This is a genomic window from Xanthomonas sp. JAI131 (assembly GCF_013410075.1).
GTDB lineage: Bacteria > Pseudomonadota > Gammaproteobacteria > Xanthomonadales > Xanthomonadaceae > Xanthomonas_A > Xanthomonas_A bonasiae.
In genome coordinates, this window is record NZ_JACCCN010000001.1 from 1092136 (window position 1) to 1105407 (window position 13272).

Sequence of the window (13272 nt, forward strand, 5' to 3'; positions counted from 1 at the left end):
GAGGACGAGATGAAAGGTGACTTTTCCAAGTGGGGCCTGTCCTCCGCCGACAACTACAGCGGCGTGCTGCATCAGCAGGGCCGCGTGCTGCTCGACCAGGACTGGAACGCCGCCCAGCAGATCCAGGCGCTGTGGCGCGAGCAGGCCGGCCGCGACATCGTCGGCGACGGCGTGGTCGCGGTGCCGGTGGCCGCGCCCGACAGCCTGCAGATCCTCGGCGCCAGCGCCACCGCCGGCGGCGTGGAGTTGACGCTCGCGCCCGGGCGCGCCTGGGTCGACGGCGTGCTGCTGCACTACGCCGCGAGCAGCGCGCTGAACGCCGAATACCTGCAGGCGCCGCTGCAGGATCCGCCGTTCGATGTCTCCAGCATTGCCGCCGGCGTACGCGACGCCGTGGTGCTGGAAGTCTGGGACGAGGCGCTCAGCGCGTTCCAGGATCCGCTCGCTCTGCTGGAGCCGGCACTCGGCGGCCCGGACACCACCGCGCGCGTGCAGACCTGCCTGGCATTGAAGCTCAAGCGCCTGCAGCCGGGCGAAGACTGCGGCGACCTCGACCTGGACGACGACTTCGGCAGCCGCGGCAGGCTCACCGTCACGCCTTCGCCGACCACGGTGATCCCCGGCCCCTGCCCGGTGCCCGACAGCGGCGGCTACAGCGGCTTCGAGCACTATCTCTACCGCATCGAGATCGCCGAGCCCAAGGCCGGCGTCGCACGCTTCAAGTGGTCGCAGTTCAATGGCGGGCTGGTCGGCCGCGGCGAGTACACCCCGATCGATGCAAGCAGCGGCACCGTCGCGATCACCGCCAACCTGTCGATGCTCGAACAGAGCGGGCTGGACGATTTCTACTTCGAAGCGCTCGCGTTCGACCCGGCCGACGGCCACTGGCGCGTGCGCATGAGCGCGCAGGCCGCCCTCGGCGCGGGCGGCACGCTCGCGCTCACCGCGGTGGAGGGCAGCTGGCCGGCGCCGATGGAGACGGCCTTCTTCCGGCTGTGGAACGGCATCGGGAACGTTGGCGACTTCCCGCTCGGGCTGCCGCTGGACAACGAGCTCAACGACGGCATCCGCATCGCCTTCGACATGCCGGCCAGTGGCCTGTACGTGCCCGGCGACTACTGGACCTTCCCTGCGCGCGCGGCCGGCGTGGCGTTCGATCCCGGCGTGTGGCCCAACGCCGCGCCGCCGCAGGGCGTCGTGCATCACCGCGCTGCGCTCGGCGTGCTGACCTGGAGCGGCAGCCCGCCGACTTCGCTCGCGCTGGGCAAGGACGACATCCACGACTGTCGCCAGCCGTTCCTGCCGCTGGCGAAGATGCGCGGCTGCTGCATCTACACCGTCGGCGACGGCCGCCACAGCTTCGGCCAGTTCACGTCCATCCAGGCCGCGGTCGACGCGCTGCCCGTCGAGGGCGGCACCATCTGCGTGCGCAAGGGCACCTATGACGAGAGCGTGCGCATCCGCGGGCGGGTCAACGTGCGCATCCACGGCTGCGGCCCGTCCACCCGCGTGCGCGCCATCCGGGACGAGCGCAGGGGCGCGCTGCCCGCGCTCTGGATCCGCGACTGCGACAGCGTCGCGCTGGAGGACATGGCGATCGAATCGGGCCCGCGCAGCGCCGTGCACATCGACAACGCGCGCCACGTGCAGGTGCGCCGCTGCCTGATCCAGATGCGCGACGAAGACACCGTGTGGCAGGCGGTCTATTCGCGCGGCGATGACATCCTGATCGAGCACAACATCATCGAGGTGATCGATCCGCGCGACCTCAAGCAAGGCCTCGTCCCCGGTGCGGCGCAGCGGCCACCGAAGCTCGGCGATGCGAGCGCGCCGGCCGGCGTGCACACCGCGCCCGATCCGCTGTGGCGTGGCGAGGCCACCCGCGGCGGCATCCAGCTGGCCGGCGGCTCGGACCGCGTGCGCATCGCCCACAACCTGATCCGCGGCGGGGTGTGGAACGGCATCACCCTCGGCAGCCTGACCGCCGTCGACGGCCGGCCCGACGACGACATCCCCGACAAGCCGCAGCCGCCGGACCGCTGCCATCCGTGCCAGCCGCCGGATCTGAGCGACGACGACGTGGACGACAACGGCCGCCCGCGCTACGTGTCCACCGGCGACCTGTACGACATCGAGATCGTCGCCAACCGCATCACCGACATGGGGATCAACGGCATCGGCACGGTGCGTTACTTCGACCTGGCCAAGGGCGGCGACCTGGTCGGCGTGCACGGCCTGCGCATCGCCGACAACGTGATCGCCCGCTGCCTGTACCGCGATCCGGCGCGCCCCAAGGACGCCTTCGCGCTGCTGATCGCCTACGGTGGCATCGCGCTGGCCAAGGTCACCGACCTGCGCATCACCGGCAACGAGATCGTGCAGAACGGCAACCGCTTCCAGCTGCCGGTGTGCGGCGTGTTCGCGCTGATCGTGCAGGGCCTGCAGGTCGACGCCAACCGCATCGTCGACAACGGACCGCGCGACGGCGCGCTGCGCGAGCCGCAACCCGGCATCCGCGGCGGCGTGCACGTGTGGCTGGTGCTGCCGCAGATCGAGGCGCCGGCCGCGGCCATGCTCGCCAGCGACCTCAAGGCCGACACCCGGCTGGTGCTGCGCAACGGCGCCACCGCGCTGATGGTACGCGACAACGTCATCGTCGCCCCGCTCGGCCGCGCGCTCACCTGCTTCGCGGTCGGCCCGGCCACGGTGGCGCGCAACCGGCTGGTGACCCAGGGCAACACCGGCACCGGGCTGGACCGCATCGCCGCCACCGTGCTGATCGGCGACCTGGGCATCAGCAACGAATGGACGCTGGGCCTGCTCAGCGTGCTGGTCCTGATGCTCGTGGGCGGCGACAAGTTCGACGACCGCAAGATCTTCTGCGAGTACGCGCGCACCTTCGGCGTGTACGACACCACCCGGAAGCCGCCGACGCTGTGGCCGCCGCTGGTGCGGCGCTGGGCCACCGGCAAGCTGCTGCTCAGCGAGAACCAGATCACCCTGGACGTGATCGACGACGAGGGCCTGCTCGGCATCACCTCGGTGCTGGTGGCGAGCCTGGACGACGTGGCCATGGTCGACAACCAGATCGAGATCAGCTCGACCCAGCAGGTGTACTTCTTCGCCAACCTGGCGATCGGCGGCAGCGTGCGCATGGCCGACAACCGCTTCAGCGAGACCTGGATGCGCGCGGCGTATTCGGGCGTGTCGATGGGGCTGATGAACACCACCACCGGCAACCAGTCCACCCACTGCATGCGCGCCAACGCGATGCAGCCCAACCTGCTCGTGTTCCGCGACAACCTCGCGCTGATCGAGGCGTTCTGCGAGGACATCTGCGGACACCGCAACGTCTGATCCCACTCCTGGAAAGGCAACCGACATGGTCAGTTCCGACAACTTCTTCGGCGATGCCGCCCGCATGGCAGGCAACGGCCGCGACCCGCGCGACGCGGTGATCGCGCGCGAACTGGAAAGCGCGCGCGCGCCGGCGCTGGCCGCCGCGCTGGAAGCGTTCGCGCTGCTCAAGCTGCTGCCGCGCGCCTTCGCCGATTCGCAGCGCCGCGAACTGCAGCGCGTACAGGCCTCCGACGACAATGGCAAGGACAGCCCGCGCGTGCAGCGCCTGCTGCACTCCATGGAACAGGCCGAAACCCTGCGCGGCACCAGCGAGCTGGGCCTGGCCCGGGTCGAGCGCATGCTCTCGCTGCAGGACACCGACGCGCGGCTGCTGCACGGCTTCGTCTCGGACTCGCAGCTGCGGCCGCTGTCCAAGCTGCGCGTGCAACTGCAGCTGGACAACGACAAGCCGCGCAGCGCCAGTACCGGCGAGGACGGCTACTTCCGCATCGAGCTCGGCGACCGCAAGTCCAAGGCCGATGTCGGCAGCCTGGCCGCATTGCTCGCACGCGGCACCGCCGGCGCCAAGGTCGATGCGAAGAACGCGCAGGTCAACGCCGCGGCCGCGGCGGCTCCCACCCCCGGTGGCTCCGCCGGCAAGCTGTCGATCCACGACGCCAACGGCACCCTGCTGTACGCCGACCCCGACGCCATCGCACTCGATGCCGGCACCGTCTACCGCGAATACCTGATCAGCGGCGAGGCGGCCGACGACGGCGACCCGCCGCCACCGCCGAAGGGCCGCACCGCGACCGGCACCACCGCCAACGACACGAAGGCGAAAGATGCCGCGACGGCCACGACGCAGACCGCAGCCTCCGCCGCCGCGCGAGAGGCCGCCAGTTCCGCAGCGACCAAGGCCGCCGATCCGGCAGGCACCACGGCCGACACCAGACTCGCCGAGGCCAAACCCGCCGCCACCGCCACCACGCGGCCCGTGACGAAGACGGTAACCAAGGCCACCGCCGCGAAGCCCGCGCTCGAACCGCGCGCATCGGCCCCCAAGGGACCCGCCGTCGCCCGATCGCGCAAGGCGCCCGCGACCCCACCCAAGGGCAGGCGCAAATGAGCCGCCCGCCCTCCACCGCCAGGCCCTGAGCCAGAGCGATGCGCAGGCACGGCACGCGTCGCATCGCATCCGCACCCGCGCGCGGCGGCCGCGGCGTTGGCGCAAGCGCGCGTGCCGGCGCTTCGCTCGCACCGGGCATGTCCGCGGGCGACAGCAGTGCGGCCACCGCCGCAGGCGCACGCGAAACCGGCGCCTCGACCGCCCCCACCGTCGCGCCTGCGCACGCGCCGTGCGCCTGCGGTGGCGGCTGCCCGCGCTGCGCCGCCAAGCGCGCCGCCGCCATGAACACCACCGCACCGGCGCCACGCGGCAGCGCCCCCGTGCGCAGCGATGCCGCCCTCGAACACGACGCCGACCGCGCCGCCAGCCGCGTTCGCGCCCAGCCCGATGGCGCCGCGCGCGCCCCGCCCCCCGCTATCGCCCACCCCACCCCTCGCCATCCCGACCTCGGCGCCGGCCAGCCGCTGCATCCGGCCACGCGCGCGCGCTACGAGCCACGCTTCGGCGCCAGCCTGGACCACGTGCGCGTGCATACCGATCCGGACGCCGCCGCACGCGCGCGCGAAATCCGCGCCGATGCCTACACCCACGGCGCCGACATCGTGTTTGCCGCGGACCGCTATGCGCCCGGCACCGACTCGGGCGATCGCCTGCTCGCACACGAACTGGCCCACGTCGTGCAGCAGACCACGCCGGCCGATGCGGCCAATGCCGCCGGCGCCGACCCGGTCGGGATCCGCGGCGCCGCCCCCGCCGTCGCGCGCTCGGTGGACCAATGGCTCGCCGGCTCGGTCGCGGTGAACTCGCTCAGCTACACCCAACTGGTCGCCGAAATCGACGAACTCAACCAGTGGATCAACCGCCAGACCGCCACCACCGACGACCTGCAACGCGTCGAAGAAGCCCTGCGCCTGCTGCGCGCCGAGGTCAACCGCCGCGACACCGCGGCCGCCGGCCCGCGCACGCCGGCGGCACGCCGCACCCGCGGCGGCGCCCGTGCCGCACGCGCGCCGGCCCCCGCCGCGGCGGCCAGCAGCGAACCGCTGCCCGACCGCTACCCGCGCATCCTCACCGAGATGACCAGCGTGATGTACGAGAACCCGGCCGACATGCGCGCCGAGTACGACCTCATCATGCAGTGGCTGACCCGCCCGGAGATCTCCGCGCACGAGCGCAGCGTGCTCACCACCGAGCGCAACAACCTCGCCCCGCAGCTCAACGTCGATCGCGGCCGCGTGGTCGCCGAGCGGCACGCGCGCCGCGTGCAGGCCGCGCTGGCGCCGCCGGATCCTGCCGCCGTCGATGCCTTGGCCAACCTGGCCCGCACCATCCAGGGCATCGCCGGCGAACCCGGCAACCCGAACCTGTTCTACCTGTACCACCAGGGCGAGCGCGTGGCGATTTCCGCCGAGCAGGCGCAGTCGCTCCGCGGCACGCTGCACGACCAGCTCAGCCGCGCCGGCACCCGGGTGATCGGCAACTCCGAGTACTACTGGGAGCGATACCACGCGCAGGTCGCGCTCAACGACGAACACCCGGTCATCGCCGGCATCAGCGGCTGGCTGGGCGATGTCGAAGACCCCGGCGCGGAACTGGCCACGCGCTGCTTCGTGGTGCAGGGCCAGGTCGGCACGCTGCGCGCCTACGTCGCCAGCGGCAACATGGTCGAGGCGGCCACGCTGCTGCCCACCATCGAGAACAACGCCGAGGCGATCCGCCAACTCGCGCGCGCCTACTACGAGGGCTACATCGAAGGCGCCGAGCGCGCGGTGCATTACCTGGAAATCACCCGCAACGCGTCGTTCGCCATCGCCGGCTCCATCGCCGCGGTGCTGGCCGCCCCGGTGGTGGCCGGCTTCGTGGGCGCCGGCGGCTTGGGCGTCACCGGCATCATGGGCACCGGTCTGACCGTGGTCGGCACCGGCACGCTGGTCGGCACCGGGGTGGGCGTGGTGCGCGGCGGTTCGGCCGCGCTCGGCACCGGCCTGGCCGGCGGCTCACTCGACGAGGCTGCCGCCGCGTTCCGCAGCGAAGGTTCCACCGGCTTCCGCGAGGGCTTCATGGCCGGGGCCGGCGGCGCCGCCGGCCGCCTGCTCGGCCCCGCGCTCGGCGTCGGCAGCAACCTCGGCGCGCAGGCGCTGCGCCGCATCGCCGCCGAAGCCATCGTCAACGGCACCTCCACCCTGATCGACGTGCTGATCCAGGGCGGCACGCTGGAGCAGGCGGTGCAGGCGGCGCTGCGCTCGGCCGTGCTCAGCGCCCCCGGCGCATTGGTCGGCGGCTCCAACAATCCGATCGCGCGCAACCTGGTGGCGCCGTTCACCGCCGGCGGCACCGCCTACCTCGGCGCGCGCGCCTCCGGCATGTCGCCGGAAGATGCGATGGCGCAGGCCGGCGTCGCCGTCGCGCAGAACATCGCGATGAGCCGCGCCACCCACGGTGCCGATGCCGACGCCGCACTGGTGGAGAGCGGCCGCAGCGCCGGTGCCGCCACCCGCGACAGCCTGCGCAGCACCGGCCGCACCGTGGCCACCTACTCGGCCGCGGTGTTGATCGGCACCGCCGACGCCCTGCCGCCGCTGCGCTCGGGCTTCGGTGGCAGCTCCATCGCCGCGCTGGAAATAGACGCCTCGCCGCGCATCGGCAGCGTGTCCGCCTCGCCCACCACGCGCAGCGCCCCCACGCCAGATCCAATGATCGAAACCACCACCACCCCACGCACGACGGCCGCGCCCGACATCGAGACCCCGGCCGCCGCGATCGGTGCGCCGCGTCCGGAGCTCGAAACCCCCACCGCCGCCACGCCCGCCCCCGCGCCGGACACCTCTGCGGCGACTGACGCCGCCACGCCCACCGCCGGCGCCGACGAACTCGCCGCTCCCGCCGCCACCACCGTCGCGCCACCCACGACACCCAGCGCCACCGAAGAAGTCGCGCCGGTCACCTCGGCGACGCGCGCGGTCACGCCCAATCCGAACGAAGCCGCCGACGCCGAGGCCTGGGGCGCGCAGATCACCGCCGAGCTGGGCCTGGATGCGCCGACCACCGCGCCACGTACCGGCTCGACCGCCACCCGCATCGCCGACGCCCACGCCGATGCCACCGCCGCCGGCTGGGTCGACCCCGCTGGCGATCCGGCCGCCGGCAGCCCGGTGCGCGCGGTCGTCGGCGCCCACGAGGACGCCAGCGAGCGCCGCGGCGCCACCGGCCAGACCGGACGCACCCGCGAGTCGGCGCACATCGGCGCCACCTCGCTGCTGCGCACCCTGCTCAACTACAGCCGCGCCCGCGCGCTCACCGTGCTGCTGCCGCGCGCCACCCACCAGGCCTTCGACCACAACTGGATGCGTTGGATCTCCAACCGTCGCCGCGCCATCCGCGCCTTCGGCAGCAGCGACTTCACCGCCCCGCTGAGCGACGTGCTCGACGCGCAACGGCAGGCGCTGCGGCAGACCCCCGGGCTGTCGCAGGAAACCCGCAACACCCTGGAAAGCATGATGGATCGCGAGTTCGCCGAACTCGCCGCCCGCATGCCCGACGGCATGAACACCCGCGTGCCGCTGCCCGCGGTGTGGGGCAGCTGAGCCATGCGCCTGTCGCGCGAACGCCGCTCGCCCGCCGCGTCGCCGGCCAAGCGCGTGCAACCCAAGCCGGCCAAGCGCGCGCGCGGCGACGCACCCGCCACAGCGTTGCACGCCGCCCCGGTGCAACGCCGCTGCGCCTGCGGCGGCGGTTGCCCGCGCTGCGCCGACAAGAAGCGCGAAGGCCTGCAACCACGCCTGGAGATCGGCGCGCCCGACGACGCCTTCGAACAGGAGGCCGAACGCGTCGCCGAACGTGTCGTCGCCGCCGCGGCCGGTGCACTGCCCGACCCGCCCGCCGCGCCACCACACGATCCGCCGCCCGCGTCGCCACCACCACCGCCACCGGCAACCAGCGACGCCACCCCGCCCCCGCCTGCCAACGACGATCCGCGCGCGCCCGCAGGCGCCGCATCGCGAGCCACCAACGCAACACCGCGCAGCGCCAACGCGAACGCCGACGTGCGCCTGCGCGTGAACCGCAGCCCGGTCCGCAGCGTGCGGCGCTGCGCCTGCGGCGGCAGTTGCAGCCGTTGCAAGGATGACGCCAGGCGCCGCCTGCAACGCGAAGGCGGCGGCGATCCCGCCCACTACCGCGGCGTGCCCGAACAGGCGCTGCTGCCGACCGCGCTGGGCCCCGGCCACCCGCTCGAAGCGCGCACGCGCGCCTTCGTCGAAGCGCAATTCGGCACCGACTTCGCGCCCGTCCGCATCCACCACGACGGCGCCGCCGCCCGCGCCGCCGCCGCCATCGACGCGCAGGCCTACACCTACGGCCAGGACATCGTGTTCGGCGCCGGCCGCTACGCACCGCACACGCGGCAAGGCCTGCATCTGCTCGCGCACGAACTCACCCACGTCGTGCAGCAGGGCGGTGCCGGCGCACGCGGCAACTGCGCCGCTCCCGCCGCGCCGCAACGCCGTGTGCAGCGCCAGGACATCCCCGGCTTCGAGCGCCCCGTCTCCGCGCCGGACAGCGGCGAACCGTGCCCGCCCACGCCGACCAACCTGGGCCTGCAAGCGCCGCAGCCGGCGTGCCCGCGCGCCAGCCACATCGGCACCAACGAAGTGCGGCGCTGGCGCTTCTGCCTGGATTCCAACCAGATCGCCCCGGGCCAAACCCTGCGCGACCTCGCCAACACAATCGGCGACCACCACCGCAACACCCGCTACCTGGTGCACGGCCACGCCAGCACCGATGGCGACGCCGGCTACAACCTCGCCCTGGCCTGCCACCGCGCCAACACCGTCGGCGCTGCGCTGCGCACCGCGCTGGCCGACAAACTGCGCCGCACCGGCAACCGCAGCGCCGAAGACGCGGACCTGCGCGAGCGCATGGAAGTGGCGACGCGTGGCGAGACCGCCGAGTTCGGTCCCGATCCGGCCGACAACCGCCTGGTCGTGCTCTACGCCGAGATTCCCGGTTCCACCACGCCCGAAGAACCCGACTGCGCCGACGCCCCACGCCACCTCGGCGACGTGCAGACCGAAGTGCCCTGCGACCGCGCTAGCGTCGAGCTGCGGGGCCGCAGTTCCAGCGCGCAGCTGCAGCACTTCCAGTTCTGCCAAGACTCCGACGTGTTCAACGATCGCGGCTCCTCCCGCATCGCGAGTTTCGCCGCGCACCAGGCCTCGGCCGCCACTTACGTGGTGCACGGCTTCGCCAGCCAGGAAGGCGACAGCGCCTACAACCAGCGCCTGTCCTGCCATCGCGCACAACGCGTCGCGCGCGAACTGCTCAATGCCGGCGTGCGCCCCGACCAACTGCGCGAAGTCGCCGGCAACGGCGAGACCACCGCCTTCAGCTCGGGCGAAGCGGGCATGGAAGGCCTCGATCGCGTCGCCGTGGTGCTGGCCGAGCAGGGCGCGGTCAGCGAACTCCGCGACCCCGATCGCCCCGCCGACACCGACGCGCAGAAGCAACGCATCATCGACGTGGCGCGCGCGCGCCTGACCGCCGGCCAGTACGAGGCCGCCGCCGACATCTACATCAGCCGCTGGACCTGCGGCCGCACCGCCACCGTGCGCCAAGCCGTGCAGCGGTTGCAGGTGTCGCTGCCGCAGAACGACAAGAACGAACAGTTCCGCGACCAGGCCAACGGCCAGGAGGAAAGCGGCGACCTCGGCGTCAACGGCGTGCGCCTGTCCAACACCGCCCTGCGTGCGGACAACCCGATCGAATGCGTGATGGGCCGCCTGGTCGACATGGCCTTCCACCACGCGGTGCTCCGCGACCCGGACCTGCCGAGCGACCTCACCGACGCGCGGCCCGGCAAGATCGACCCCAACGACAAGGCCGCCCCGCCCTCCGACCGCCACCTGGCCGGCCTGCACCTGATCCACCTCGCCGGCCTGGGCGCCTGCGAGGGCGATCGCCAGCGCATGGCCACTTCGGCGGCATTCGGCCCGATCGGCATCGACGCGCCGCTGGAGCGGGATCCGCGCACGGGCCTTCCGCTACCACGCTGCGCCAGCGCGCCGCAGCCCACCCGCTCCAGCGGCGCGATCGCCGGCGACGACGGCCTGCAACGCGCCGACTTCCTGACCGTGGACGCCACGCCCCCGCATTTCTTCAACTTCGTCGGCTTCGACGGCAGACTGTCCGCCGCCACCGGCAATCCCCAAGGCACCGAAAAGAACCAGCGCCCGATGACCTTCAACAGCGGTGCGATCATGGGCGCCTCGAGCACCTTGCAGACGCTCGGCGACCCGGCGCACTTCGCCGATTACGAAGTCGGCTTCATGCAAGGCGTGCTCGATGACCTGTTCCTGGCCGAATACGTCGATGGCACCCAGGTGTTGCAGCAGCTGCCCGTCCCGATCCGCGCCGCGCAGCTTCGCGGCGAAGCCGTGGCGCCCGCGCCATGGACCAGCGCCACCGCCTCGGGGCGTCCGGATTCGCGGGGTCTGGTCTCGATGCGCGCCACCTGGAAGCTGCCCCACAGCTTCGCGCTCATGCTCAACCTGTTGCGCCCCGCCACCGCTGGCTCGGTGGTGATGGACAACTGGCAGCGCCACACCCGGGTCGGCCTGTGGCTGGCCGCGCGCCGCCGCGGCGCGCCGCTGGACCGCTTTGGCGTGACGTTCATCGACGGCCTGAGCTACGACATCGATACCCACTACGACCAGCGCACCAGCCACATCCGCGGCAACCTCTCGCAGGCCGAACGCGACGTCAACCCTGCGCTGGGCCAAGACCCCGAGCGCGAGCGCTTCGCCTTCGACAGCGAGTTCCGCACCCTGCTCAACTCCGACGACATGCCCGACACGCGCCAGGCCCGTTTCGATCAGCCGGTGGCCTCGGACATCGACCTGTTCCGCCAGTTCCAGCGCACCATCGCCCCGCCCTCCGCGGCCAGCGCCGGCCAGATGACCGTGCCCGAATACATCCGCACCGCCACCACCATCCTCGACACGCTCAAGCTGCGTACCACCGAAGAGCTCGAACACGGCGAGCCCGAGCGGGAAATGCCGCGTCTGGGCTTCGTGTTCGCACCGATGGACATCAGCATCAAGGTCAACCCCGCCACCGGCCGCATGCAGCCCTACTTCAACGCCAGCGCCGCGGACAATCCCGTACAGGTGGTCTCGCCCAGCCTGGCCGACGTCGCGCGCCTGCACCTGGCCCGCGCGCTCGCGCTGCGCCTGCACAAGCGCGACTTCCTCGGCACCGGCCAGGCCGCCATCCTGCGCAACCCGCCCAGCAACGGCGTGGTCAGCTTCCACCTGGCACCCAAGGAAGCCGAACCGCTGCTGATCGACGACCCGAAGATCAAAGCTGAAATGGCGCAGATGTGGGCCTGCTCGGACGTCACCCAGAGCCCGCTGGAATTCATCCGACCGCGCGAATTCGCGCTCGCCTACGGCATCGACCGCGACCGCCAGAAAGTGCGAGCGCCCGAGGGCACCGATTTCTTCGAAGGCACCGGCGACGACGAACACCTGGAGACCGTCATCGATTGCAGCCGCATCCGCAAGGAAAGCTACGCCCTGGGCACCGTCCACACCCACCCCGAAGACGACGGCAACAGCCAACACCCCTCGCCGGAAGACAGCAAGAAGGCCGCCACCGCCTTCTGCGGCCACCAGCACTACCTCATCTCCGCCGAGCGCATCACCCTCTACCGCTCAGACGGCACCGAGCAGGACCTCGGCAGCCGGCAAGCCCTGCTGCCAAAGGGCGCGCAATGCCCGCAGAAGATCCGCCCCGATGGCGCGGAAGTCGAGTGAGCGCGCCAGCCCGCGGTGTGCGGCGCTGCCGCGCCTCATTCAGCGGTTGACGCCGTAGCGCCCGGCTGGCGCGGCGATGATGACCGCTTCCGGCCAGAAGCGGACATCTCCCTGCCCTCGATAACGCTCGCGAATCGTGCTGCGTTCGCGCTGCCTGCCCGTCTGTGTGCCCTGCATTGCTGCGCGATCCAGTGAAGACCTCAACGCGTCGTCAACAGCCCCTGCCCGCCTGCCCATTGAGGGTGGAAAACTCCAAATCCAGCCTGGCGGCCCTTCGCCGCATTCTTGGGTTATGGAGCCGCTCGAAGGATTCGAACACACCGGCTCTTGCCCATGCGAACTCTCTCGTTGCGCAGCTCGTGCAAGCCCAGAGGGCGGCCACACCTGCCCGGCTCAGACGCGCTGGTTGCATGGCTGAGCCATCCACGCGGCCGGTCTGCGGTGAATCTCAGGCGCGTTCTGGAGCACAACCGCCAAGGTCTGAAAAGTCTGGCCGGTGTGCTGTTTTACTTGGCCCCAGGTACCATCACGACGTGGTCCACGCTTGGTGGCTGGCTATCGTCCACCGAGCACCAAATCGCATCACGTGCTCAGCCCACAGAGGATGGCTTCGAGGAAACCGAATCATTCCGTGACAGGCTGAGGAAGCGTCGCGGTCGGCGAAGGACTACACGACGAACGCCTCAGCGCTGACTCGGCTGCCGCCGCAGTCCCAGCATACGGCAGGCGCCTCGTCAGTCTGGCCCGAACCGGCTGGGTGCCTGGTACGTTTGCCGAGCCAAAATGTCAGGTGGAACCGACGAGCGAGGCATCCTATCCGCCAGGAGTGACGATCATCGTCAGGTGCCCTGACGGAAGGGTCTGGGCTGGAACATCGCATCCAATCAGCCTGTGCTCGGGGACGTTGAGGAACAGAAGTACTCACCATGCACTTCCGATCGCGTTTCCGGATTTCCCACCGTGGCCAGTTCGCACGTCCTCGTTACTCCTGAT

5 protein-coding genes and 1 pseudogene are annotated in these 13272 nt (G+C 71.6%); 5 read left to right on the top strand and 1 reads right to left on the bottom strand.

Annotated features, from left to right (window positions below):
• Positions 1-9 precede the first annotated feature (9 nt).
• From HDC36_RS04475 to HDC36_RS04490, 4 genes are all read left to right on the top strand, one after another.
• Positions 10-3357 carry a DUF6519 domain-containing protein gene (locus HDC36_RS04475; RefSeq protein ID WP_179564777.1) on the top strand — a complete coding sequence of 1116 codons (3348 nt, stop codon included), beginning with the start codon at positions 10-12 and terminating at the stop codon, positions 3355-3357.
• A gap of 25 nt (positions 3358-3382) precedes the next feature.
• Entirely contained in the window at positions 3383-4468 is a 1086-nt protein-coding gene (locus HDC36_RS04480; protein WP_179564779.1) for a hypothetical protein, read from the top strand.
• 281 nt (positions 4469-4749) lie between these two features.
• Entirely contained in the window at positions 4750-8052 is a 3303-nt protein-coding gene (locus tag HDC36_RS23295; RefSeq protein ID WP_218847995.1) for a DUF4157 domain-containing protein, read from the top strand.
• 3 nt (positions 8053-8055) lie between these two features.
• Positions 8056-12279 carry a DUF4157 domain-containing protein gene (locus tag HDC36_RS04490; protein WP_179564781.1) on the top strand — a complete coding sequence of 1408 codons (4224 nt, stop codon included), beginning with the start codon at positions 8056-8058 and terminating at the stop codon, positions 12277-12279.
• Between the two features lie 39 nt (positions 12280-12318).
• Here the strand turns inward: HDC36_RS04490 and HDC36_RS04495 are convergent, their stop codons facing one another.
• Complete coding sequence (locus tag HDC36_RS04495; protein WP_179564783.1) at positions 12319-12456, bottom strand: hypothetical protein; 138 nt, start codon at positions 12454-12456, stop codon at positions 12319-12321.
• 207 nt (positions 12457-12663) lie between these two features.
• Here HDC36_RS04495 and HDC36_RS23435 point away from each other — a divergent pair.
• Positions 12664-12774, top strand: a pseudogene (locus HDC36_RS23435) (exonuclease); the annotation flags it as partial.
• Between the last annotated feature and the right edge of the window lie 498 nt (positions 12775-13272).